We start from the raw sequence: 23,614 nt of genomic DNA, 5'->3' as shown, positions 1-23,614 counted from the left end.
GGCCGGGTCTAGCCCTGGTGCGGGTGGAGGTGGGTGGTGGGCGCCGCGAAGGTCTCCTTGATGGAGCGCGGGCTGACCCAGCGGAGCAGGTTGTGCACCGACCCCGCCTTGTCGTTCGTGCCGGACGCGCGGCCGCCGCCGAACGGCTGCTGGCCCACGACGGCACCGGTCGGCTTGTCGTTGACGTAGAAGTTGCCGGCGGCGAACCGCAGCTCCTCCATCGCGTGCGCCACGGCGGCGCGGTCACGGGCGATGATCGAGCCGGTCAGACCGTACGGCGCCGCGCTCTCCATCTGCTTGAGCACGGTGTCGTAGTCGGCGTCGTCGAAGACGTGCACCGCGAGCACCGGACCGAAGAACTCGGTGGTGAACACGGAGTTCGACGGGTCGGAGCCGAGCAGCACGGTCGGGCGGACGAAGAAGCCGTCCGAGTCGTCCGCGGTGCCGCCGGCCGCGATCTCCAGCGACGAGTCGGCCCGCGCGGCCTGCAGCACGCCCGACAGCTTGTCGAACGAGCGGCGGTCGATCACCGCGCCGCCGAAGTTCGAGAAGTCGGTGACGTCGCCGTAGGTCAGCGCCTCGACCTCGGCCAGGAACCGGTCCTTGATCTTGTTCCACACCGAGCGCGGCACGTAGGCGCGCGACGCGGCGGAGCACTTCTGGCCCTGGTACTCGAACGCACCGCGGATCAGCGCGACGCGCAGCACGTCCGGGTCTGCCGACGGGTGCGCGAGCACGAAGTCCTTGCCGCCGGTCTCGCCGACGATCCGCGGGTAGGAGCGGTAGCCGGCGATGTTCGCGCCGACCTGGGCCCACAGCTTCTGGAACGTCGCGGTGGAGCCGGTGAAGTGGATGCCCGCGAGGTCGGGGGAGTTCAGCGCCACCTCGGACACGGCCAGGCCGTCACCGGGCAGCAGGTTGATCACACCGGGCGGCATGCCCGCCTCTTCCAGCAGCCGCATGGTGAGGTGCGCGGCGAACGACTGGGTCGGCGACGGCTTCCACAGCACCACGTTGCCCATCAGCGCGGGAGCGGTCGGCAGGTTGCCGGCGATCGCGGTGAAGTTGAACGGCGTGATCGCGTAGACGAAGCCCTCCAGCGGACGGTGGTCCGTGCGGTTCCACACGCCGGGGGAGGAGATCGGCTGCTCGGCCAGCAGGTTGCGGGCGAACTGCACGTTGAAGCGCCAGAAGTCGATCAGCTCGCACGCGGAGTCGATCTCGGCCTGGATCGCCGTCTTCGACTGGCCGAGCATCGTCGCGGCGTTGAGGGTCTGCCGCCACGGTCCGGAGAGCAGGTCGGCGGCACGCAGCAGGACGGCCGCGCGGTCGTCGAACGACATCGCGCGCCACGCCGGGGCGGCCTCGCGGGCCGCGCGCAGGGCGTCCTGGGTGTCCTGCTGGGTCGCGCCGGCCAGGGTGCCGAGGACCGAGCGGTGGTTGTGCGGCTGGACGACGTCGAACCGCGCGCCGCCACCCATGCGCTGCTCGCCACCGATGGTCAGCGTCAGCTCAAGCGGCTCCTTCTGCAGCTCGGCCAGCTTGGCCTGCAGTTCGGCGCGCTCCGGGGTACCGGGGGCGTACTGCAGCACCGGCTCGTTGACCGGGGCGGGAACCTGGGTGACAGCGTCCACTCGTCAACTCCTCTTCGAGACGTGGGTGCCCAAACCGTAAGTCCGCACGACCTGGCCTCCTTTGTGCAACAGGCCAAAATTCACCACGTCAGATGTACGATCGAACAGTGTTGAATGCCCTTCAGCTATGAGCCTCCGGCACATCCTGATCGCGCTCGGCGATCCACTCGTCGAACTGCAGGTCGCCCCCAACGGCCTGGAGGTCGACGTGCGCGACGTCGTGATCATGGATCCGGACGACTCGCCGGACGTGGCGGCCGGGGACTTCGCCCTCGTCATCGGCGCTCGTGGCCGCGCCGCACTGCCGCTGATCAGGGCCGCAGGGCGGGCGAAGGCCGCGGCCGTGGCGGTCAAGGAGTCGTCCCAGGCGCTCGAACAGGCCGCGATCGACGCGGGTGTGGCGTTGCTCGAAGTCCGCCCCGAGGTCCGCTGGGGGCATCTGGAGTCGCTCGCCAAGGGCGTGCTGACGACCACGACCGACGACGGCGAGGTCCTCGGTGACCTGTTCGCGTTGGCGCAAACGATTGCGACCCTGACCGGCGGCATCGTCAGCATCGAGGACACCGCCAGCCGCGTGCTCGCCTACTCCCGCTCGTCCGACGAGGTCGACGAACTGCGCCGGCTGTCGATCCTCGGCCGTCAGGGGCCTGAGCCGTACCTCAAGATGCTGCGAGAGTGGGGCGTCTACAACCTGCTGCGCTCCTCGGAGGAGGTCGTCCGCATCGACGAACGGCCCGAGCTCGGCATCCGCCGCCGCATCGCCGTCGGCATCCACGCGGGCGCCCAGCCGCTCGGCACGATCTGGGTGCAGGAGGGCGACCAGCCCCTCAACGACCAGGCCGAACGCGCGTTGCTCGGCGCCGCCCGCGTCACCGCGCCGCACCTGATCCAGCAGCGCAACCAGCCCACGTCGAGGTTCCGCGAGAACCTGCTCGCCGCGCTGCTCACCGGCCGGATGGACGCGGCCACCGCGGCCGGCCAGATCGGCGCGGACCCGTCCAAGCCCGCCGCGGTCGTGGTGTTCGCGCTTCGCGGCGGCGAGGGCGACCGCAGCGAGCACGAGCTGCGCCGAGCCGAGATGACCGGACTCATCTCGGTGCACGCGGCGGCGTACCGGCGCAGCGCGCTGGTGAGCGAGTCCGGTGGCCGCACCTACGTGTTGCTCCCGGACCTCGCCCCGAACGCGCAGCTCCTGAACCTGACCCGAGAAATCGTGCACACGGCTCGGCGGCACCTGCACACGCCCGTCCAGGCCGCGGTCGGTTCAACCGTGTCCACATTGGACGACGTGCGGATCTCCCGCCAGGAAGCCGAACGCGTGCTGGACGCGATGGCCCGCGACCTCGACGCCGAGGTCGCGACGCTGGCCGACGTCCGGTCCCAGGTGCTGGTGAGCGAGATTCTCGCGCTGCTGCAGGACAACCCCCGCATCCGCGACCCGCGGATCGACGCACTCGACCCCGAGCTCGCGAAGTCGTTGCTGGCCTACCTGGACGCGCTGGGTGACGTGCGGGCCGCCGCGGAACGGCTGCACGTCCACCCGAACACGTTGCGGTACCGGCTCAGGCGGATCGACCTCGACCTGGACGACCCGCTCGTCCGGCTCATCGCCCAGCTTCAGCTCAGGATGCGGTAGAGCAACGCCCGTTCCGCGATCGTCCACGTCGTCGTGGTGAGCAGGTAGAGCCCCGCGGCCAGCGGCAGGTACGCCGCGACCAGGATCGTCATGAACGGCATCACCTTGATCAGCCCGCTCATGAAGCCCGGCGTTGGAGTCGTCGTCATCCGGGACTGTTGCCAGCGCACGGTCAGATACGCGACCACGGCGAGCAGGCCGAACAGCACGAAGAAGATCCAGTTGAAAGTGCTCAAGAAATGAGCACTTAGCGGAAGGCCCAGAAAAGTACCCTCCAGAAGAGGGCTGGGAGTCGTGGCGACGCGGTACATGATCATGAAGAAGGGCATCGTCGCGAGCATCGGCAGCATGCCCGCGAACATCGAGACGCCGTTGGCCTTGTAGACCTTCTGCGACTCCTCCGAGAACCGCATCAGGTCCTTGCCGTACTTCTTCTGCAGCTTCTGGATCTCCGGGGCGAGCTCGGCCTTGGCCTTCTCGCCCTTCACGGCCGCGCGGGCCAGCGGGTGCAGCAGCAACCGCACCGCCATGGTGAACAGCACGATGGCGAGCGCGGGCATGCCGAAGCTCGCCAGGGCAGCGCCCAGGTCAGCGAACAAGGGATCTTTCTCCGTCTTGAGTTGGGGATGAGCGGGACGTCAGAACGTCCCGCATCCCGGTGCTCGAGGACGGGGCCTGCCTGCGGCGTCGGGGTTGCGCAGCCGCAGCTGAGCTGATCGTTGGGCTCGTTCCCGGATCGAGAGCGACCGCGCTGGTGCCACCGACAGCGGCACCAGCGAGACGATCACGATCAACGCGAGGGCGAGCGCGGTCACCGCCGCGACCACCTCGGTCGGTGACGAGAACAACGTGAAGGCGTAGAGGGCGGGCAGGAAGACCGCGAGCACCAGCAGTGCTCGGTTCCTGTTCTCCGGCCGCCACATGCCTTGCAGACTACCGACTCGGGAGAGGTTCTGTACCCAGCACGTTGCCCGCGTGGTCGTACAACGTGACGAGCGTCGCGTCCTCCCTGCTGGGCCACCACGCCAGGATCCAGCCCTTGCCGATGGTCGCGGTCACCTTCAGCCCGTCCTTGGTGCCGATGAGGACCTTCCCGACCTTCGGGCTCACCATGCCGCTCAGGATGCGCACGGGTTTGCTCCCGTCCCGCTGCGAGTGCAGGCTCGCCCCGAAGGAACGGAACAGCTCGTCGCCGAGCGGTTCGAACCCCTTCGCCGTTCCGGACCCGGCGAGGCCGTGGCCGTCCGGGGTGTGGAGGCACTCCATCTGTGCCTCCGGGCCGGTGAACAGCACCAGCGTCATGCTTCCTCGCTGGTCGACGACCGACACCTCGGTGGGCGTCGCCGGGGCGTTCGGCATGGTCGTGTGATGCTCGCCGAGCATCTCGCGGCAGTCGGCGATCGCGGCTTCGGTGTCCGCGCCGGGTGCTCGCGGCTCGGCGGTCCACGACGCGTAGGCGTTCGGGTTCGTCGGCGTCCACAGCACCAGCGTCGTCACAACCGCCGCGACGAGAGCGGTCGCGGGCACGGCGAACCGCCACCAGCGACGGAACGGCTTCGTGCTGATCTCGTTCACCAGAGCGTCCTTGCGGACCTGCAGCCGCATCGGGTCGAGCTGCGGAAGGTCAGGACTGATGTTCACAACGCCTCCTCAACCAATGCGCCGCGGACCGTCCGCTGCGCACGAGCGAGTCGGGACTTCACCGTGCCGACCGGGATGCCGAGCAACTCGGCGATCTGCGCCTGGCTCAGGTCGGACCACGCGGACATCTCCAGCACCTCCCGGTCCCCGGCGGGCAGCTTCTCCAGTTCCGCGATCACCGCCCTGGTCCTGGCCTCCGCGTCCACCCGCCGCGCCACGTCGTCGGCGTGGTCGTCGTCCGCGTGATGCGGCGGCACCTTGCCGAGCGCGGCTTTGTACCGCGTTCTCGACCGTTGGTGGTTGCGGGTGACACCGAGCGCGACGCTGTACAACCACGGCAGCAGTGACCCCTCGACGACCACTGACGTGCGTTTGCGCCACGTCTCCATGAAAACGACGGACACCAGATCCTCGGCCACCGCCCACGTGCCGGTGCGGCGCAGGCAGTAGGCGAACACGGCCTGGGCGTGGCGTTCGAACAGCCGCCCGAACGCCTCCCCGTTGCCGGCCCGGACCTGCCCCCGGAGTTCTTCGTCGGCCACGGACCCTCCTCTCTGCCCCGTCTACGTCCGCGGCGGGCAGAGCGGTTCACGACTCGACCAGACCTGGCCGATCCGGGTGGTCGTAGCGCACGAAGAGGTCCGCCTGAGGTTCGTAGTCGTCGAACGCGGGCAGCGTCCACTGCTCAGCGGTCTTGCGTTTCAAGGCGCCGGGGGAGAGCCACAGGTGGACCGTGAGCTCGGCAGGCAGCCAGCGGTCCAGCAACAAGGTGCCGTCCACGAGCACCACGCCGTTCTCCGGCACGTCCACGTACTCGGCACGGCTGGCGCGGTCGGTGGCGGCGTTCCACAACGACGGCAGCACCTTGCCGTCCAGGGCGGGATCGAGCACCTCGCGTTGCAGGCCGTGGAAGTCGAACCAGTCGTGCCGGTACGAGTACGGGTCGGTGCGGCCGTGTTCCAGCCGCACCGACGCCGGCCGCAGGAAGTCCTCAGTGGACACCCGCTGCACCGCACGGCCCAAGGCGCGCAACGGTTCCACGAGCGCGTCCGCGAGCTTGCCCGGTTCGGCGGCGGGTGCGCCGTCGATCAGCACCCGCACCCGGCCCGGCTGCGCCGAGACGCGGCCGACGATCTCGGCGACGAGCGTGCCGAACGTGAGCGGACGGACTTTCAAGGCTTCCAGTCCGCCCAGGCGGTGTCCCACCAGATGTCACCGGACGCCAGCATCTTCTCGATCTTGACGCCCTCCGCGCGGATCGCCTCGGCCTCCTGTGCGGAGTACTTGCCCGACGCCACCTGCTCCTCGAACTCGTCGAGGTCGCGCTGCTCCCACGTGCCGTCCGGCGCCAGCGTGTAGTCCAGCGCGTGGTCGAGCGTCTCGAACCCGTCGTCGGTGCGGCGGTAGGGCGCCTGCAGGTTCAGGTAGTAGTTGCCGAACACCCGGTCGTCGCCCTTCCAGAACAGGTCGACGGAGTAGGCGTCCTGCGGCCGGTGCAGCATGAGCTTGCCGTGACCGCGCCAGAACCCGCGGTCGGGCTTGTCCCACGGGTGCGGGTGGTGGTGGTCGGGATAGGTGAGCCGGGTGCCGGGTTCCACGAACACCGCGAGCAGCCCCGGCTCGTCGACGACCACCCTGGTCGGCATCTCGGACCAGACCTTGCCGTGCAGCACTTCCCGCCGCACGACCACCTCACCCGGCGTGAACCACCTCATGCGCCGAATCTACGTGATCACGGCGCGCGGCGTCGGTGGCCAGCATCTTCCGCTTGAGCGCGGGCACGGCGTTCGTGACGCGCAGGAACGTCCGCAGGAACGCCAGCACGATCCGGCCGATCACGGGCTTGTGGATCGCGCCGTTGCCGTCCATCTGCTCACGTGAGGCCAGCACCGCCTCGAAGCCGTACTTGATCATCTCCTGCTCGTACTCGGAGATCGCCTGGACGACGTCCTTGCCGTGGTGGGCCTCGGTGAGCTTGCGGCACAGCAGTTCCGCGTCGCGCAGCGCGGTGTTCGCGCCGATGCCGCGGCCCGGCGTCATCAGGTGCACCGAGTCGCCGATCAGCGTGACGTTGCTCGACTTCCACGGCTGCAGCGGCTCGGACGTGCGGACCTTGATCTGGAACACCGTCTCCGGGTCGGCCCGCCGGAAGAGCTCGCGCAGGTTCGGGTGGAACTTCGGCGTCAGGTCGAGGACGACCTGCTTGAGCTGCTCCTGGTCCAGGCCCTTCAGCTCGGGGAACTTGTCGTGTGAGGCCGCGTAACCCCACATGATGTAGTCGTCCTCGACGTCCTTGGCGTCGAACCGCATCACGTGGACGATCACGAACGCCCCCTTCGGCCCGTACAGCAGCGTTATGCCGCCGTCGGCCTTCGGCGGCAGCAGCTTCGCGTTCTCCGGCGTGAGCGGCAGCTTGCCCGCGATCGTCGTGATGCCGGTGTCGACGATCTTGGCGTGCGGCAGGTACTGCCTGCGGACCTTCGACTGCGCGCCGTCCGCGCCGATCAGCACGTCACCGGTGTCGGACGTGCCGTCGTCGAAGAACGCCGTGACCGAGCCGTCGTCGTTGCGGCTGAAGTGGGTGAACGTCTTGTCGAACCGGACGACGTCCTCCAGGCCGTTCAGCAACGCCGTGCGCATCGCGATGCGGCTGACCGACTTCTCGCTGCGGGTGTCGTCGAGCTGCTCTGGCAGTTCCCCGACCAGCAGCTCCTTGTACTTCTCGGTCCGCATGTTGATCCGCACCGGCGGCCGGGCGGTGGTGCGGACGAACTCGGCGAACACGTCCGCGGGCAGGCAGCTGTGCAGCGCCTTGCTGCCGTCCGGGCTGATCCCGACCCGGTAGCCGATCAACATGCTGCGCGGCGTGCGGTCGCGTTCGAACAACGCCACGTCCACGCCGGCCTTCTTCAGCCCGTGCGCCAGGCACAGGCCACCGGTCCCCGCTCCGATGATGAGCACCCTTAATTCTTTCTTGGGCATGACTACCCCCTCAACTAAGTCTCTTAGTGAGGAAGATATTCAGCTGACGAGACTCTTGTCAATCGTCCTGGTTGAGTCTCCTGAGGCGCGCCGAGCCGATCGCACGCCTGACGTCGTCGGCCGGAAGCAGCCTGACCAGCTGTTCCAGTGCCTCGGCGTCGTGCTCGCCGGAGTCGGTCTGGGTGAACTTCCACAGCGCGTTCGCGTCGCCCCGCGACAGGACGGCCTTGCGCACACCGGTCGCGAGGTCGTCCCGCTCGGCCAGCACGACGGGTGCTTCGGAGCGGCGCAGCAAGGAGCCGCGGTACCTGCACGCGGCCAGCGGCACGTCACCCTCCTGGAGCGCGGCCCGCACCGCGAGGAAGTCGGCCTCGACGTCCGCGGTGAGCCGGTAGGGCCTGGTCGACAGCACGTCGGCACCCAGCTGGGCGCGCAACCGGTGCAGCTCGGCGCGCACGGTCGTGGGGTTGCCGCGCTCGCCGTAGAGCCGCAGCGCGAGCTGGTCGGCGGACAGCCTGCCGTGCAACGCCAACGCGCAGAGGATCTCCGCGTGCCGCAACGAGATCGGTACCTCGCGCCCGTCCAGCACGACCTTGGGCTCCGGCAGCAGGAACGACAGCGACAGCACCGACCGCCGCACGTGCCGTTGCCGCGGGACCCTCAGCAGGTAGCCCTGGGCCAGGGTTTCCAGCACCGCTTCGCGGCCGTCCGGCAGCAGGAGGCGATCGCGGGAGACGTCGACGCGGGACGGCAGCAGCCCGTACGGCTCGACCGCGACGACCCGTCCGGTGGGGCTGAGCAGCGCGCCCGGCTCGCCTCTGAGGGCGATCAGGTGCCGCATGTTGCGCGCCCGCAGCTCCTCGTCCTGCGCGTGCATCCTGGCGAGCATCTCCGACTCGGCGAGCCGCGCCGACGCCGACACCAGCGCCACCATCGACGGGTGCACGGTCTCGATCGGGCCGCTCAGGTCGACCACCCCGATCGTCGTGCCGGTGTCGGGGTCGCGGATCGGGCTCGCCGCGCAGGTCCAGCGGTGGTAGGTCCGCACGAGGTGCTCGGCCGAGTGAACCGTGACGGGTGAGTTGGTCGCCAGCGCGGTCCCCATGCCGTTCGTGCCGGCCGCGTCCTCCGACCAGAGCGTTCCCTCGGCCAGGCCGACGTGCTCCGCGCTGGTGCGGGTGTGGTGGTCGCCCTCGCACCAGAGGATGTGGCCCTGCGCGTCCGCGACGATCATGATGTGCTTGGCCTCCTGCGCGAAGCCGAGCAGGGTCTCGCGCAGCAGGGGCAACGTCGGGTGCAGCGGATGCCGCTCCCGCAGGTCGGGCAGCTCGTCGGCGCCGAACACCGTGGGGGCCGTGTGCAGGTCGGGATCCACGTTGGCGGCGAGTGACCGTTGCCACGACGCGGAGATGACTGAGCGTGGCGAATCCACCGTGCGGGTACCACTCAACACGGCTTCTCTTACCCGACTCAGCAACAGTGCGTGTTGCACGGGGTCGTGGGCCACTGATCCATCCACGGCTTGCAACGAGCATGCAACGTTCTGCCGCTTACTTTCTCATTTCCCCCACCAGAGCAAGTCGGCGGGCCAGTCATCAGCGGGAGTCGAGAATGACGCAGTACGCGGCACCGGGTCAGCCCGGCAGCGTGGTCGCGTACCGGCCGAGGTACGACCACTTCATCGGCGGCGACTACGTGCCGCCCGTCTCCGGCGCGTACGTCGAGAACGTCACGCCGGTGACCGGTGAGGTCTTCACGGAGGTCGCGCGCGGCACGGACGCCGATCGTGCGCGTGCGCTGCACGCGGCCAGCGGTGCCGCACGCGCGTGGGGGAGCACCACGGCACGAGAGCGCGCCACGGTCCTGTGCGAGGTGGCCGACCGGGTGGAGGAGCACGCGACCGAGCTCGCGGTCGCCGAGACGTGGGACAACGGCAAGCCGGTCCGCGAGGCCCTGGTCGCCGACGTGCCGCTGCTGATCGAGCAGTTCCGGCAGTTCGCCGCGGTCATCCGCGCCGAGGCGGGCGAGGTCGAGCAGCTCGGCCGCAACACCTGCGACTACCGCTCGTTCCAGCCGCTCGGCGTGGTGCACGAACGGCTCCCGTGGACGTTCCCGCTGCTGAACGCGGCCCGCGTGCTCGCACCCGCGCTGGCCGCCGGCAACGCCGTGGTGCTCGAGCCCGCCCTGCAGACGCCGGCGTCGATCCACGTGCTGCTGGGCGTGATCGCCGACCTGCTGCCGCCCGGCGTGGTGAACGTGGTCACCGGGTCCGGCGACCACCCGGTGCGCTCCGGCCGTTGCCCCAACATCTTCTTCGCCGACGTCACCGCGCAACACGACGGCTTCCTGGACAAGGCGCTGGAAGGCTTCGCGATGTTCGCGGCCAACCAGGGCGAGGTCTGCACGGCCCCGTCCCGCGCGTTGATCCAGACCGCGGTCTACGAGGAGCTGCTGCACCTGGCGACCGCGCGCACCCAGCAGCTGCGGTTGGGCGACCCGCTCGACACCGACACGATGGTCGGCGCGGTGGTGTCGCTGGACCAGCGCGACCGGGTGCTCGCGTACGTCGAGCGCGGCAAGGCCGAGGGCGCGCGGCTGGTCACCGGCGGCGAGGCCTCCGGCCACTACGTCCAGCCCACGATCTTCGAGGGTGATCACCGCTCCGCCGTGTTCGCCGACGAGGTGCTCGGCCCGATCGTCTCCGTGACGAGGTTCGACGACCGCGCCGACGCGGTGAAGATCGCCAACGAGGCCACCGCCCAGCTCGGTGCCGGCGTCTGGTGCCGGGATGTCGCGCTGGCGCACAACGTCGGCCAGGAACTGCGCGCCGAACGGGTGTGGGTGAACAACTACTACGCGTACTCGGCGAACACCGCGGTGCTCGCCGAGTACCGGCGCGTGAAGCACCTGCTGGTCAGCTACTCCGACCGGGCGCAGGGCTACTTCTGATCACTTCTTCCAGGGCACCTGGCTGCTCGCGTAGTAGTTGATGCCCTGGACCTTCCAGCGCGGGGCCTGCGCGCCCAGGCGCGGCGCGAACCGGTCCCAGTTGTGCGTGGCGGCCGCCGCCCACCCGAGCTCGGCGGCCACCGCGAGGCGCGGGAACGCCATGTACTCGATGTCGGCGGACGTCCTGATGGTCTCCGTCCACAGTGGAGCCTCAACACCCCTGACGGAGGCTTCGCCCACCCCGTCGAGGTAGGCGCCGGGGTTCCAGTTGTAGGAGTCCTTGACCTCGATGAGCCCGGCCCAGTCCTGGCCGAGCTTGGTGTTCTTGTTGTACTTCATGTCGAGGTAGATCCGGTTGGCCGGCGACATCAGGATCTCGTTGCCCCGCTGCGCCGCCGCGGCCACGTTGGCGTCGGACGTCTCCGTGCCCCAGAACTGCGGGACGAGCGTGGTGTCCTTGGTGGTCTTGATGAACTCGTGCCAGCCGGTGGTCGTCTTGCCGTACTTCTTGACGATCGGCAGCACGCGGTTCATGAACTTCACGAAGTCCGCGTCCGACGTGGAGTGGGCCTCGTCACCGCCGATGTGGAAGTACTGGCCGGGCGTGATCGCCGAGACCTCCCTGACCACGTCGTCGACGAACTTGTAGGTGATGTCCTTGCTGATGCAGAGGCTGGAGAAGCCCACGTCGGTGCCGGTGTAGAGGGGCCGCTTCCTGCCGTCGCAGTTCAGTTCGGCGTAGCTCGCCAGGGCGGCGTTGGTGTGGCCCGGCATGTCGAACTCCGGAATCACCGTGATGCCGCGGTTCGCCGCGTACGCGACCAGGTCCTCGTACTGCTCCTGGGTGTAGTGGAGCTGGCCCTTGCGGCCGCCCACCTCGGTGCTGCCGCCGATCCTGGTCAGGTCCGGCCAGCTCTTGATCTCCAGCCGCCAGCCCTGGTCGTCACTCAGGTGGAGGTGGAAGTAGTTGATCTTGTAGGCGGCGATCTGGTCGAGGTAGCGCTTGACCTGGTCCGGGGTGAAGAAGTGCCGTGCCACGTCGAGCATGGCGCCGCGGTGCTGGTACCTCGGGTGGTCGAGGATGCTGGCGCCGCTGACCGTCCACGGTCCTGGCTGCCTGGTCTTGGCCTCTGCCTTGGGCGGGAGGAGCTGGCGGAGGGTCGCGATGCCGTTGAAGTGGCCCGCCGCGGAGTTCGCCCGGATGATCACCTGTTTCGGGGTGACGTCCAGCTGGTAGCCCTCTTCGCCGGTTTTCGGGTCGGCGTTGTCCAGCAGGACGATGCCGTCGCCGGTCACCTCGTCGGTGATCGGGAGTGCGTAGCCCGTGGACGGGCGGAGGATCGACGCCAGCAGCTCCGCGGGCTTGCGGGCGGTGCCCGTGCCGAGCTGGATCTTGGCGGTCGCGGTGAGACTGAACGTGATGTCCGCGCGGGGCTGGACCTGGACCGGTTGGGGGACCAGCTCCTGCAGCGGGGTCGCGGCTTGGGCGGTGGGTCCGGTCACCAGCACTCCCGATGCGGCGATCACCAGCGCTGTGAGTGCTGAGCGCACTCGTTTTGATGTCACGCCATCCTCCAGGCAAGGGGGAACCTCGTGGTGGCGGCGAGGGTTCACGGTGTCAGCGGGTGGTCGCGGCTGTCAAGGTTCAGACCAATGTGGGCGGGCTCGCAACGTGGGCTCGCAACAGAGCCCGGTCCTACAGGTGTTCCTTGCTCAGCTTGCGCCACAGGGCTGGGAGCTCTGCTTCCGCTTTGTGGGCCAGCTCCACTTCCTGGCCGTAGAGCAGGCCGAACGTGAAGCCGTTCTCGTCACCCCGGCCCAGGTCGAGGAGGACGGGGCGGGCCACCACCGAGTCCTGGTGTTCGCCGAGGAGGGTTTGGACGTCCTTGGCGCGCTTGCGGAGCTTCTCGGCGTGCTTGCCGAGGGCGGGCTCGGCCACCTCGGCCGAGTAGCGGAGGCGTTTCGCGGCCTTGCGGGCCTCGTGCAGCGCTTCGTCGCCCTCGGAGGTGGCAAGAGCGGCCTCGATGCGGACGTCCAGGCGGTGCCTCGCTTTTTCGACCAGGCGGGGCAGGACGTCCTTCGCCTTGCCGGACGCGAGAGCGGTGAGAGGCGGGGAGGCGAGGAGGGCGTCGATCGAGTTGAGCAGCGCGAAGTAGCGCTTGCCGTCCAGGGCGGCGACGGAGGCCTGGTGGGCCTTGGCTTCCAGCGGGGCGAAGTGGCGGGTCAGGCGGGCGGCCACGTCGCCGAGGGCGAGTTCGACCGGAAGCGCGTGGAGGGCGTTCTCGAAGCGCGTGCGGAGGACTTCCAGGTCGCGGGAGGTGCCGAGGACGGTGGCCAGCCACTTCAGTTCGTCGGTGAGGGTGCGGGTGGCTTCGCGGTCGACGACCTTGCCGTAGGCCTGGAGGGCCGAGCGCATGCGTCGGGTGGCCACGCGCATCTGGTGGACGGCGTCGGTCTCGTTGCGGCGGACTCGCGGGTCCTGGTTCTGGAGGGCGGCTCGTTGTTCGTGGAGGTAGGCGAGGACCACTTCGCCTGCGGTGGGCTTTTTGCCGAGGGTGGGGATGGCGTCTCGTTTCACGCCGATCACCTGGGAGAGCTTGGACTTCGACGAGGAAGGGGTGATGCCTGCTTCGCCGAGGTGTTGTTCCACGGTGTCCAGGAGGGCGCGGTCGCCGCCTTCGCCCAGTTCGACCTCGATCTCGCGCCACGAGGTCGTGGTGGTGGAGGAGCCCATGGTCTGGGCGGTGACCACGTCGTCGACGACTTCGGCGAGGAGTTCGCCGTTGCCGTTGGTGAGTTGCCAGCGGCGGCGGTTGGTGCGGATTTCGGCGATCGGGCCCAGCCCTGAGCCTCGGGTGTGGGCGCGGACCAGGGAGGAGAGGTCCTTGGGCGGGGTCTTCACCGCTCGGCCCAGTGGCACGCGCACTTCCTGGCGGGAGTCCTCGCCTGCCGGGAGTTTCAGGTGCCAGCCCTCGTCCTCGCCGCCCACCCGGCGGCGCAGGGTCACGCCGGCGCGGGCCAGGCGGTAGTCGTCCGTGTCGAAGTACGTGGCTTCGAGGTCGAACTCCTCCGGGCCGGTCGCCACGCCGGTGATCTCGGTCAGGTCCGGCAGGCTCGCGTCCGATGGTGCCTCGTACTTGCGTTCGGTCTCAGTAACTGAGGTCGCCATGCACTAGTCATACCTCGTTTCGCCGCAGTTCACCCACCGTGGTGACGGTGCGTGAGGGGTGGTTGCCACGGCCGGGCGGAATCCCGGTCTCGAATGCGTGCAATCAGTGGTGATCGCCTTGGCGGTGTCCGCGGTGTCCGGTTCGCTGGTCGCGTGCCCACGGAGAAGGAACGGCTCGACGTGGTCGAGCCGCAGGTCGCCACGTTGATCAGTCACGTCGGTCAGCTCGCGGCGGAGCTGGAACGCGTCACCGCCCGGCTGACGGTGCTGGAACGGCGGTTGTCGGGGGCCGGGGACGGGCCGCTGGTGGATCTCGACGCGGTGGCCGGGGACATCGCGCCGCTGGTCGAGGCGTTGCGCAAGGCGTGGGACGCCGAGCAGGAGATCCTCGCCGACCCGGCTCGGGTGGAGCTGAAGCAGGAGGTGCTGGAGTTCGAGGGGCTCAAGGCCCGGCGGGACGACGCGCGGTCCAAGCTGGACGGTGGGCGGGTGCCGCGGTTCGAACGGGACGCGCTCTCGCACGAGGTACGGCAGATGGAGTGGCTGATCAACGCCAACGAGGCGAGCGCCAAGCGGGCCGCCGAGCGGTTGGCGGCCGACGAGGACGCCACCGCCGAGGAGTGGCGGACCGAGGCGGTGCTCGCCGGGGACAAGGCCCGCGGGGAGATCAAGGACGCGGCCGCGCGACGCATCTCCGAGGCGCTCGGGCAGTACGCGCGGATGCCCGTGTGGTTCCGGGTGGGGCTCGGGGAGATTCCGACGCCGGACCCGTCGTTCTGGCTGGAGTCGGCGATCGCCGTGCTCGCGTACCGGCTGGAGTACGGGGTGACCGACGCGGTGTCGCCGCTCGGCACACCGCCCTCGGCGTCGAGCGGGTGCCAGAACTGGGTGCGCCGCACGAACGTCCACGCGGACATCACGGACCGGCTCACGACGCTGGCCGCCACGTTCCACCTGCAGTAGTCTTTCTGCAACCGAGCGGTTGCAGGAGGATCGGGAGAAGTGAGTCAGGTCGACGACGTGCTGGCCGCGCTCGCGGATCCGATGCGACGCAGGGTGCTCGACCTGGTGGCCGCGCGCGGGCCGATCTCGGCGTCGGCGCTCGCGACCGAGCTGCCGGTCAGCCGCCAGGCCGTCGTGAAGCACCTCGCCGTGCTGGAGAAGGCCGAGCTGGTGGCGTCCGAGCGGGCCGGTCGGGAGAACAACTTCTCCGTCCGGTCCGGTGCGCTGGACGCCACCGCCACGTGGATGGCCTCACTGGCTTCCCAGTGGGACCGCAGGCTGGCCGCGATCAAGAAGATCGCCGAGGGGTAGTTCAACGCTGAGGCATGAGGGTGCCGCCGACCATCGTGGCCAGCACCGGGATGTCCGCGATCGCGTCGCTCGTGCGCGGGTCGTCGCCCAGCACCACGAGGTCGGCGAGCTTGCCGGGCGTGAGGCTGCCCAGCACGTGCTCCTTGCGGCACGCGTAGGCGCTGCCCAGCGTGTATGCGCGGATCGCCTCCTCCGCGGTGATCGCCTCGTCCGGTCCGACCGCCCGGCCACCCGACGAACGCCGCCGCACCATGAACTCGATGGCGCGCAACGGCGCACCGTTCGCGACCGGCCGGTCCGAGCTGCCCGCGACGGTGATCCCGCGGTCGAGGAACGACCGCCCGCGGTACAGCCAGGGTGCGCGCTCCGCACCCATGATCTCGCTGTAGTCGTCGCCGTACGACCAGAGGAACGTCGGCTGGACGACCGGGATCAGCCCGAGGTCCGCGATCCGTTCGAGCTGGTCGGGCCGCACGAGACCACAGTGTTCGATCCGGTGCCGTGCGTCGGCGCGCGGTCGTTGCCGTTGCGCCTGCGCCACCGCGTCCAGGGTGAAGTCGATCGCGCGGTCGCCGATCGCGTGGATCGCGAGCTGCCACCCGGCGTGGTGGCCGTCGACGATCGCCGCCCGCATGAACTCCTCGGACTCGGCGAGCTGCCCCACGTTCTGGCTGTCCACATACGGTTCGGACAACGCGGCCGTGCGCGCGATCATGCCGCCGTCGGTCCACAGCTTCATCGCACCGATCGACAGCATGTCGTCGCCGAACCCGGTGTGCAGGCCGAGGTCGATCGCGCGCGGGATCCCGTCCGCCGGGTCCGCGGCGACGTCGTGCAGCACGTACGCGGACACCATGAGCTGCACCCGGATCGGCAGCCCGGCTCGTTGGTACGCGGCCGCTTCCAGCGGGCTGCTGGCGATCAGTCCCGCGCCGATGCCCGCCTCCGCACACATCGTCACGCCTTCGCTCAGCACCTGCCGTGCGCTCTCGTGCAGTTCGGCGGTGATCTCCGCAAGCGAGTGCGGCAGCCGCAACGACCGCGCGGCCAGCTGCTCGTTCTCGGTCAGCCAGCCGTCACCGGAGATCCCGGGGAGCTGGTTCAGCACCGCGGAGTTCACGACGCACGCGTGCCCGGAGATGTCCGCGAGGTAGAGCGGCCGATCGCCGGTGACCGGGTCGAGGTCGGCGGCCGTCAGCGGCCGGTCCATGATCCGCCGGTCGTAACCGGACGCCTCGATCCAGCCCTCACCCGGCGCGTTCCTCAGCCGTTCGAGGATCTGGGTGACGGTGGTCAGGCCGGTGACGTCGATGGTCCGGCGTTGGCGGCCGTTCCACGCGAGGTGCGTGTGCGCGTCGATGAAACCGGGCAGCACCACGGCGTTGCCGAGGTCGACGGTCTCGGCCGCCGGCAGGTCCGCGACCTGTTCGTCCAGCCCGGCGATGCGGCCCTGCCAGATGCCGATCGTGTGCGCGGCGGGGCGGGCCGGGTCCATCGTGAGGGCCCGGCAGCCCGTCAGCTTCAGGTCGAGTCTCATGCCGTCGCGAGGATCGGCACCGGTGTGTTGGTCAGCACGGCACTGTTGGTCAGCACAGAAGCCAGGATCTCACCTGACCGCACCGCGACGTTGGACAGAAGTGACGACGTGATGCCGTGCGAGTGCTCGGTACCGCCTTGCAGATAGATGCCACCGCGCAACAACGACTGCACGCGGTAGTCCCGTCCCACGACCAGACGACCGTTCTCGTCCCGTGCACAGGTCTCGTCCAGTGCGCCGAGAACCGGCGCGGCCTCGTCGTAACCGGTCGCGAGCAGCACGAGGTCGGCGTCGAGGAGCTCCTGCTCGCCGGTCACGAGCGACTGGATCACCGCACGGGCGCCGGACGCGCTCTCCTCGACCGCGACGAGGCGGGTCAGGTTCATCATCTTCAGCCGCTGCCTGCCGAGGACCTTCTCCTGGTACACGGTGCGGTAGAGCTGCGCGATGAGGTCGACGTCGACCACCGAGTAGTTGGTGTTGCGGTGGTAGTCCATCAAGCGCTGCTTCACGGCGTCCGGTGCGTCGTAGTAGTGGTCGACGGCCTCGGGGTCGAAGATGCGGTTCGCGAACGAGCTGTCGTCCGCGGGGGAGTAGCCGTAGCGCGAGAAAACCGAGCACACCTCGGCGTTCGGGAACTCGCGGTGCAGGTACGCCACGGCCTCCGCGGCACTCTGCCCGGCGCCCACGACGACGCAGCGCTTCGGGTCGGCCAGCTCGCCGACGCGGTGCAGGAACTCGCTGTTGTGCCACACGCGGTCCGACAGCTCGACGCCGTCCGGCACGGCCGGCCGCAGTCCGGTGGCGAAGACCAGGTTCCGTGCGTGGTACACGTCACCCGTGGCCGTGGTCACCTCGAACAGGTCGTCCTGGATCGCTGCCACGCCAACGGCTTCCGTGCCGTAGGTGACGAGGTCGTCGACCTGGGCGGCGGCCCATTCGAAGTAGTCGTGGAACTCGACCCGCAGTGGGAAGAGGTTCTTGTGGTTCACGAAGTCGATCAGCCGGCCGCGGTCGCGCAGGTAGCAGAGGAACGAGAAGCGGCTGGCCGGGTTGCGCATCGTGACCAGGTCCTTGAGGAACGACACCTGCATGGTGGCGTCGTCGAGCAGCATGCCCCGATGCCAGCCGAACGTGTCCTGACGTTCGAGAAACACCGCGGTGACAGGGGTTTCGGCCTGCTCGTTGTGCTCGGTGAGAGCGATGGCGAGCGCCAGGTTCGAGGGGCCGAACCCGATGCCGACGATGTCGTAGATCGGATGCATGAGCACCTAACTTAGGGAAGCCTAAGCTTGCTTTGCAAGCCCTTGGTTAGGTTAGCCTGACCGTATCGCAGTCGACTAGAGGAGGGCACCCCCATGCGGGTCGTCATGTTCGGGTTCCAGACCTGGGGTCATCGCACCCTGCAGGCACTTTTGGCGTCCGAGCACGAGGTCGTCCTGGTGGTGACCCATCCCAGGGGTGAGGGGGCGTACGAGAAGATCTGGAGCGATTCCGTCGAGGACCTGGCCCGCGAGAACGGCGTCGAGGTCGTCGTCCGCGAGCGCCCGGAGGACCAGGAGCTGCTCGACAAGCTGAAGTCCGTCGACCCGGACGTGATCGTCGCCTGCAACTGGCGGACCTGGATCCCGCCGCAGGTCTTCGCGTTGCCCAAGCACGGCACGTTGAACGTGCACGACTCGTTGCTGCCGAAGTACGCGGGCTTCTCTCCGTTGATCTGGGCGCTGCTCAACGACGAGAAGGAGGTCGGCGTGACGGCGCACATGATGGACGAGACGCTCGACGCCGGCGACATCGTGCTGCAGCGCTCGGTCCCGGTCGGCCCGCGCGACACGACGGCCGACCTCTTCGCCAAGACGCTGGAGCTCTTCGGCCCGATCACCGTCGACGGTCTCGCCGAGATCGCCTCCGGCCGCACGGACTTCGTGAAGCAGGACCGTGCACAGGCCTCGTTCTTCCACAAGCGCGCCGAGGAGGACCTGCGGATCGACTGGACGTGGACCGCGGAGGAGCTGGACCGGCTGGTGCGAGCGCAGTGCGCGCCGTACCCGAGCGCGTTCTGCTTCCACCGCGGCGAGCGACTGGAGATCATCGAGGCGGACGTCTCGGAAGCCGTCTACGGCGGCACTCCCGGCCGGATCTTCTACCGCGAGGGCGACGGCGTGGCGGTCGTCGCGGGCGCCGAGGCCCGCCGCGGTCGCAGCAAGGCGTTGCTGGTCAAGAAGGTCCGCACCGCAGACGGGGTCGAGCTCAAGGCGCACGAGTACTTCAAGGCGATGGGCGGCTACCTGACCTCGCGTCCGTAACAGTGACATGCCGATCCCGGGCCGGGTGACCGGTCCGTGATCGGCATGACCGATCATGAGCGCATGAATCGCGCGGCGGTGACGTCACTGGTGGTCTTCGTGCTGCTCGTGGCCGTGGGCTGGTACCTGTCGAACCATCAGTCCTCCCAGCAGAATCCGTCGACGCCCGCGCCGACCGGGCCTGCGCCGACGGGGTCGAAGGACCTCGAAAGCCTCAAGATCGCGCCGGAGGGCAAGATGGCCGGCTACAGCCGCGACCGCTTCCCGCACTGGGCCTCGCAGGGAAACTCCTGCGACACCAGGGAGCTCGTGCTGCAGCGTCAGGGCACCGACGTGAAGTCGGACAAGGACTGCAAGATCCTCTCCGGCACCTGGAACAGCCCCTACGACAACGTGGTGATCAAGAACGCCGCTGACGTCGACATCGACCACATGGTGCCGCTCGCGGAGGCCTGGCGGTCCGGCGCGGACAAGTGGACCGACGACGAGCGCAAGGCGTTCGCCAACGACCTCGGCGGCATCCAGCTGCACGCCGTGACCGCGAAGTCCAACCGCGCCAAGGGCGACCAGGACCCGGCCAAGTGGAAGCCGCCGGCCGAGTCCTACTGGTGCACCTACGCCCAGTACTGGATCTCGGTGAAGATCACGTACAAGCTCACCGCGGACCAGGCCGAGCACGACGCGCTGGCCACGATGCTGGCCCGGTGCTGATCACCGCAACGGTGATCGGCTCGAGGTAGGTGTCGGCACGCAGCGCCCGGCGGAGCTTCTCCCGGAACAGCGGGCGGTCCTGCGGTGCCGGCAGAGTCTCCGGCGACATCGCGGAGAACAGGCTGCCCGCCAGCTCTTCGACGGTGTGCTCGTGGGTGTGGCTGATCGTCCACTCGTGCGGCGTGTACCCGGCGGCCTCCAGTGCGGCCGCGTACCGGCGGCGCGCACCGGCGTCCGTCCCGCAGTCGGCGGTCACCGGACGGCCGAACCACTCCTCCAGCACCTTCCGGATCGCCGGGTGCTGGAGCCACAGGGGCGTGCCGTTCGCGATGATCGCGAACGTCGCCGTGTCCGCGTCGCGGAACAGCTTCTCGTGATCCATCCAGTGCAGCGCCTGCCCGACCACGATCGCGTCGAACCGGCCGAGTCCCGGCACGTCCGCGTCCGACCCCAGGCGCCACTCGACCTTGGGGCGCCTCGGCCCGTGCGCGAGCATGTCAGGCTCCGGATCGACCGCGACCACGCTCCCGACGTGCGCCGACAGCGGCACGGCGAGCTGGCCGGTGCCGCACCCGAGGTCGAGCACCCGGTGCTCCCCGGTGAGCCCGAGCTCCTGGACCAGCGCGCCGATCACCGGCGGCGGGTAACCGGGACGGAACTTCGCGTAGTAATCAGCTACTTCGCCGCTGAAACCGAGTCCGGTCGTGCTCATGGCTTCGACACTGCCCGAGTCGGCACACCCGTGCCGGGAACTCCGCCGGCAGCAGAACGACACGGCCCGACCCCCCCGGACGGGCCGCGTCGCCCGCCGTCCTAGACGGCGCGCACCGACTCGAACAGCCCGGACAGCTGCCAGTGCGTCACGTACCCCATGGCCTCGGCCGCGATCAGGACGTCGAGCTTGCCGAGGTTCGTCCGCGCCGGCATCTGGTACGCCTTGCCCCGCCGCGCGTCGAGCACCATCGGCGTCGCCCCCGGCAGCGTCTCGTCGATCGTGTGCTGCAGGATCCGCAGTCCGACGTTCGCCGCCTCCCTGGTCAGCGGCACCTCCTTGGTGTGGACGAGCACCGCGTAGGTGGACCCGTCCTTCTTGCGCAGCCCCAGGTGCGGCCGGACCTTCAGGGTGAGGTCGCCGACCCGGTAGGTCGCCGGTTCGACCGGCACCCCGGTGGCCCTGAACGACGCGAGCCACGGCAGGAACCCGTCGGCGATCTCCTCGAACGCCCGCGGCTGCCCCGTGCGGTTGGCGTTGAGGATCGCCTTCTTCAGCTCCAGCTCAGGTTCGGTCGAGTTGACCGCTCGGCGCATGGCGTCGCGGATCGGGTTGTAGAACCCGCACACCTTGGGGTCGTCGGTCAGGTACATCCCCCGCTGCTCCGACACGATGTTGATGCGTCCACGCTGGCCGCTCATGACGTACTCGGTGAACGACAGTGCGGTGACGCTGACGTTGTTGTCCGGCAACGCTTTCTCCCCTCGTACCGCTCTCTTCACCTGACGTTAGCCGAGGGGTCTGACAAAAACGGCGCTGCTCCAAACGGTGTAACGACTACCGAGAGTTGAGCGATTACTTCGGTAAGTGCCACTCACAGTGGTGGCCTGGGCCTCATTCGGTAAACGGACGGTGACGCACTGGCAGCCGATCACGCCGATGACCGCTCGTCTGCCGTTCGGCGATGCTCACGCAACGCTCACCGCACGACGAGCGGAAGTAACCCTCCGTAGAAGATCAACTCAGGAGAATGGGTCCAGCAGGAGTAATCGCGGTGAGGGAGTGAGATGGCGGTCAAGGCGGAGCGTTCACCCGATAGAGCGGGTGACGTGAAGGTTCCGCGGCAGCCGATGGCGTGGCTCGTCCACCCTGCTCACTGGCCGCACGCCCTGCAGCTGACGGTCATCTGGGTGCTGATCGCGCTGCTGCTGTGGGCCATCGCCGTCACGCTCGGCCCCGACCAGGCGTTCATCGTCGGTTCCGCGGGTGTCGCGGCCAAGCTGATCTGCATGTACCTGGACACCCGCGTCCGCAACTAACGTCCGTAGCGCTCTGCCGCGCGTGCTTTCGCCTTCGCGGCCTCGACCTCGCGGTCCTTCGGTGGCGCCGTCGTCACCAACGCGTCGAGCAGCTCCTGGGTGGCCGCGGCGACGGCGGCGACCGCCTTGTCGAACGCGGCCTGGTTCGCCGCCGACGGTTTCGCCGCCCCGCTCACCTTCCGCACGTACTGCAGCGCCGCGGCCTGCACCTCGTCGGAGGTCGCCGGCGGTTCGAAGTTGTGGAGCACCCGGATGTTTCGGCACATGGCTCCACTATGACCTGTTCGGTGGCGCGGCGCGGGTGTGGATGCGTTCTCCCTGCTTGCCGAACAGGCTGATGATCTCGGCGGGGTTGCCGTCGGCGCTGCTGAGCGCGTGCGGCTGCCGGCAGTCGAACTCCGCGACCTCGCCGGCGCGCAGCACGACCTCCTTGTCGCCGAGCCGCAGTCGGATCCGCCCGCTCAGCACGTAGAACCACTCGTAGCCCTCGTGCACGCGCGGCTCGTGCAGCACGGGGTCCTTGATGATCATTTTCCAGGCCTGCAGCGGCCCGATCGACCTGGTCAGCGGGATGCCGACGCGGCCGTGGTCCAGTTCGCGCGGCTTCATCACGACCCGCGGATCGCCCACCTCCGGTGCGCCCACGAGGTCGTCCAGCGACACCTGGTACGTGCGCGACAACGGCAGCAGCAGCTCCAGCGTCGGCTTGCGCTGGTCGGTCTCCAGCCTGGACAGCGTCGACTTCGAGATGCCCGTCATCTCGGACAACGTCGCCAGCGTCAGGTCGTGCTCGGCCCGCAACGCGGCGAGCCGTTGCCCCACGGTTGTTGCCATAACAGCAACTTACTTTGCCAAAACCGGACTGTCGACCGCACCCTCGGACCATGAACTGCGAAGTGGTGATCATCGGTGGGGGAGCGGCCGGGTTGAGTGCCGCCCTGATGCTGACCAGGGCGCGCCGGAGCGTGCTCGTGGTCGACGGTGCCGAGCCGCGCAACAAGCCGGCCGCGCACATGCACAACTACCTCTCTCGTGACGGGCTCTCGCCGTTGGACCTGCTCAAGCACGGTCGCGCCGAGGTCGAGGGGTACGGCGGAGAGATCGTCAACGACACCGTCCGCGGCGTCACGAAGGTCGATGACGGGTTCGCGGTCGAGCTCTCCGGCCGTGTCGTCACGGCGAAACGGTTGCTGGTCGCGACCGGTCTAGTCGACGAGGTGCCGGATCTCCTGCGCGAGCGGTGGGGCCGTGACGTCTTCAGCTGCCCGTACTGCCACGGCTACGAGGTCCGCGACCAGAAGCTCGTCGTGTTCGGCGACGAGATGAAGGTCGCGCTGGTCCGGCAGTGGTCCGCCGACGTCACGCACGTTCAGTCGGTGGACGGCATCGAGGTGGAGAACGACCGGCTGGTCGCGGTCATCTCCGGCGGCGAACGGGTGCCTGCCGACGCGCTCGTGTACTCGGCGCCGGTGAAGCCGCGTGACGAACTCCTGCTCGCGTTGGGTGCCGAGACCGAGGAAACGCCCGTCGGTCCGTTCGTGCGCACGGACGCCAAGGGACGCACCAGCGTGCCGGGCGTTTACGCGGCGGGCAACGTCACGGACCCCGCGGCCATCGTGATCGTCGCCGCCGCGCAGGGCGCCCAGGCGGCCGGAATGATCAACATGGACCTGGTCAACGCCAGTTCTTGATCAGCGCCTGTCT

Annotated in this window: 25 protein-coding genes; 8 read left to right on the top strand and 17 right to left on the bottom strand. The window is 69.0% G+C overall.

Features of this window, described 5'->3' with window-relative positions:
• Positions 1–8 precede the first annotated feature (8 nt).
• Positions 9–1,634, bottom strand: a complete 1,626-nt coding sequence (gene pruA / locus ABZV40_RS18165) for an L-glutamate gamma-semialdehyde dehydrogenase (RefSeq protein ID WP_355442245.1) — start codon at positions 1,632–1,634, stop codon at positions 9–11.
• Between the two features lie 127 nt (positions 1,635–1,761).
• On the opposite strand from pruA, the gene ABZV40_RS18160 reads away from it, so the two are divergent.
• Positions 1,762–3,270, top strand: a complete 1,509-nt coding sequence (locus ABZV40_RS18160) for a helix-turn-helix domain-containing protein (protein WP_355442242.1) — start codon at positions 1,762–1,764, stop codon at positions 3,268–3,270.
• Here the strand turns inward: ABZV40_RS18160 and yidC are convergent.
• The 8 genes from yidC to ABZV40_RS18120 all read right to left on the bottom strand — a co-directional run bounded on the left by yidC (position 3,252) and on the right by ABZV40_RS18120 (position 9,325).
• Positions 3,252–3,869: a membrane protein insertase YidC gene (gene yidC, locus ABZV40_RS18155; RefSeq protein WP_355442239.1), complete on the bottom strand. Its 618-nt coding sequence runs from the start codon at positions 3,867–3,869 to the stop codon at positions 3,252–3,254. The genes ABZV40_RS18160 and yidC overlap by 19 nt on opposite strands.
• A 39-nt stretch (positions 3,870–3,908) precedes the next feature.
• On the bottom strand, positions 3,909–4,193 hold the full coding sequence (locus tag ABZV40_RS18150) for a DUF6412 domain-containing protein (protein WP_355442236.1): 285 nt from the start codon (positions 4,191–4,193) through the stop codon (positions 3,909–3,911).
• 10 nt (positions 4,194–4,203) lie between these two features.
• Positions 4,204–4,911, bottom strand: a complete 708-nt coding sequence (locus tag ABZV40_RS18145) for a hypothetical protein (RefSeq protein ID WP_355442233.1) — start codon at positions 4,909–4,911, stop codon at positions 4,204–4,206.
• Positions 4,908–5,453, bottom strand: a complete 546-nt coding sequence (locus ABZV40_RS18140) for an RNA polymerase sigma factor (protein WP_355442230.1) — start codon at positions 5,451–5,453, stop codon at positions 4,908–4,910. The genes ABZV40_RS18145 and ABZV40_RS18140 overlap by 4 nt, the downstream gene beginning before the upstream one ends.
• Positions 5,454–5,499: 46 nt before the next feature.
• Complete coding sequence (locus ABZV40_RS18135; RefSeq protein ID WP_355442228.1) at positions 5,500–6,117, bottom strand: uridine kinase; 618 nt, start codon at positions 6,115–6,117, stop codon at positions 5,500–5,502.
• A complete protein-coding gene (locus ABZV40_RS18130) occupies positions 6,084–6,626 on the bottom strand; it encodes a DUF402 domain-containing protein (protein ID WP_355442225.1) in 543 nt (180 codons plus the stop codon). The genes ABZV40_RS18135 and ABZV40_RS18130 overlap by 34 nt, the downstream gene beginning before the upstream one ends.
• Positions 6,604–7,872, bottom strand: coding sequence for an NAD(P)/FAD-dependent oxidoreductase (locus ABZV40_RS18125; protein ID WP_355442222.1), 1,269 nt, complete (start codon positions 7,870–7,872; stop codon positions 6,604–6,606). Before ABZV40_RS18125 ends, ABZV40_RS18130 begins: the two co-directional genes overlap by 23 nt.
• Positions 7,873–7,951: 79 nt before the next feature.
• Positions 7,952–9,325 carry a GAF domain-containing protein gene (locus tag ABZV40_RS18120; RefSeq protein WP_355442219.1) on the bottom strand — a complete coding sequence of 458 codons (1,374 nt, stop codon included), beginning with the start codon at positions 9,323–9,325 and terminating at the stop codon, positions 7,952–7,954.
• 179 nt (positions 9,326–9,504) lie between these two features.
• On the opposite strand from ABZV40_RS18120, the gene ABZV40_RS18115 reads away from it, so the two are divergent.
• Positions 9,505–10,842 (top strand): aldehyde dehydrogenase family protein, encoded by a 1,338-nt coding sequence (locus tag ABZV40_RS18115; RefSeq protein WP_355442216.1) that lies wholly within the window; start codon positions 9,505–9,507, stop codon positions 10,840–10,842.
• Here the strand turns inward: ABZV40_RS18115 and ABZV40_RS18110 are convergent, their stop codons facing one another.
• Both ABZV40_RS18110 and ABZV40_RS18105 read right to left on the bottom strand, forming a co-directional pair.
• On the bottom strand, positions 10,843–12,345 hold the full coding sequence (locus ABZV40_RS18110) for a beta-N-acetylhexosaminidase (RefSeq protein WP_355442213.1): 1,503 nt from the start codon (positions 12,343–12,345) through the stop codon (positions 10,843–10,845).
• Between the two features lie 193 nt (positions 12,346–12,538).
• Positions 12,539–14,011 carry a CYTH and CHAD domain-containing protein gene (locus tag ABZV40_RS18105; RefSeq protein ID WP_355442210.1) on the bottom strand — a complete coding sequence of 491 codons (1,473 nt, stop codon included), beginning with the start codon at positions 14,009–14,011 and terminating at the stop codon, positions 12,539–12,541.
• Between the two features lie 153 nt (positions 14,012–14,164).
• Here ABZV40_RS18105 and ABZV40_RS18100 point away from each other — a divergent pair, with 153 nt between their 5' ends.
• Positions 14,165–14,974 (top strand): hypothetical protein, encoded by an 810-nt coding sequence (locus ABZV40_RS18100; protein ID WP_355442207.1) that lies wholly within the window; start codon positions 14,165–14,167, stop codon positions 14,972–14,974.
• A 39-nt stretch (positions 14,975–15,013) separates the two neighbouring features.
• A complete protein-coding gene (locus ABZV40_RS18095) occupies positions 15,014–15,325 on the top strand; it encodes a metalloregulator ArsR/SmtB family transcription factor (RefSeq protein ID WP_355442204.1) in 312 nt (103 codons plus the stop codon).
• Position 15,326: 1 nt separating this feature from the next.
• Here the strand turns inward: ABZV40_RS18095 and ABZV40_RS18090 are convergent, their stop codons facing one another.
• Together ABZV40_RS18090 and ABZV40_RS18085 are read right to left on the bottom strand one after the other, a co-directional pair.
• Positions 15,327–16,862: an amidohydrolase gene (locus ABZV40_RS18090; RefSeq protein ID WP_355442201.1), complete on the bottom strand. Its 1,536-nt coding sequence runs from the start codon at positions 16,860–16,862 to the stop codon at positions 15,327–15,329.
• On the bottom strand, positions 16,859–18,127 hold the full coding sequence (locus tag ABZV40_RS18085) for a SidA/IucD/PvdA family monooxygenase (protein ID WP_355442199.1): 1,269 nt from the start codon (positions 18,125–18,127) through the stop codon (positions 16,859–16,861). Before ABZV40_RS18085 ends, ABZV40_RS18090 begins: the two co-directional genes overlap by 4 nt.
• 93 nt (positions 18,128–18,220) lie before the next feature.
• Between ABZV40_RS18085 and ABZV40_RS18080 the strand changes: the two genes are divergently transcribed.
• Positions 18,221–19,168 carry a methionyl-tRNA formyltransferase gene (locus ABZV40_RS18080; RefSeq protein WP_355442196.1) on the top strand — a complete coding sequence of 316 codons (948 nt, stop codon included), beginning with the start codon at positions 18,221–18,223 and terminating at the stop codon, positions 19,166–19,168.
• Positions 19,169–19,231: 63 nt separating this feature from the next.
• Positions 19,232–19,879: an HNH endonuclease family protein gene (locus tag ABZV40_RS18075; protein WP_355442193.1), complete on the top strand. Its 648-nt coding sequence runs from the start codon at positions 19,232–19,234 to the stop codon at positions 19,877–19,879.
• Here the strand turns inward: ABZV40_RS18075 and ABZV40_RS18070 are convergent.
• Positions 19,824–20,591 carry a class I SAM-dependent methyltransferase gene (locus tag ABZV40_RS18070; RefSeq protein ID WP_355442190.1) on the bottom strand — a complete coding sequence of 256 codons (768 nt, stop codon included), beginning with the start codon at positions 20,589–20,591 and terminating at the stop codon, positions 19,824–19,826. The two genes, ABZV40_RS18075 and ABZV40_RS18070, sit on opposite strands and share 56 nt — an antisense overlap.
• 101 nt (positions 20,592–20,692) lie before the next feature.
• Positions 20,693–21,373 carry a hypothetical protein gene (locus ABZV40_RS18065; RefSeq protein WP_355442187.1) on the bottom strand — a complete coding sequence of 227 codons (681 nt, stop codon included), beginning with the start codon at positions 21,371–21,373 and terminating at the stop codon, positions 20,693–20,695.
• A gap of 327 nt (positions 21,374–21,700) precedes the next feature.
• Between ABZV40_RS18065 and ABZV40_RS18060 the strand changes: the two genes are divergently transcribed.
• Positions 21,701–21,910 (top strand): hypothetical protein, encoded by a 210-nt coding sequence (locus ABZV40_RS18060; RefSeq protein WP_355442184.1) that lies wholly within the window; start codon positions 21,701–21,703, stop codon positions 21,908–21,910.
• On the opposite strand, the gene ABZV40_RS18055 is transcribed toward ABZV40_RS18060, so the two are convergent.
• Both ABZV40_RS18055 and ABZV40_RS18050 read right to left on the bottom strand, forming a co-directional pair.
• Positions 21,907–22,176 carry a DUF2277 domain-containing protein gene (locus ABZV40_RS18055; protein ID WP_109640747.1) on the bottom strand — a complete coding sequence of 90 codons (270 nt, stop codon included), beginning with the start codon at positions 22,174–22,176 and terminating at the stop codon, positions 21,907–21,909. The genes ABZV40_RS18060 and ABZV40_RS18055 overlap by 4 nt on opposite strands.
• A 7-nt stretch (positions 22,177–22,183) precedes the next feature.
• On the bottom strand, positions 22,184–22,744 hold the full coding sequence (locus ABZV40_RS18050) for a helix-turn-helix domain-containing protein (protein WP_355442181.1): 561 nt from the start codon (positions 22,742–22,744) through the stop codon (positions 22,184–22,186).
• A gap of 50 nt (positions 22,745–22,794) precedes the next feature.
• On the opposite strand from ABZV40_RS18050, the gene ABZV40_RS18045 reads away from it, so the two are divergent.
• The gene (locus tag ABZV40_RS18045) at positions 22,795–23,601 is read left to right on the top strand and encodes an NAD(P)/FAD-dependent oxidoreductase (protein ID WP_355442178.1); all 807 of its coding nucleotides are present in this window, start codon (positions 22,795–22,797) and stop codon (positions 23,599–23,601) included.
• The last annotated feature ends 13 nt before the right edge of the window (positions 23,602–23,614 follow it).

It is taken from the genome of Lentzea sp. NPDC004782 (assembly GCF_040609115.1).
GTDB lineage: Bacteria > Actinomycetota > Actinomycetes > Mycobacteriales > Pseudonocardiaceae > Lentzea.
The sequence above is the reverse complement of the archived record's forward strand: the minus strand, read 5'-3'. Positions and strand labels throughout refer to the sequence as shown.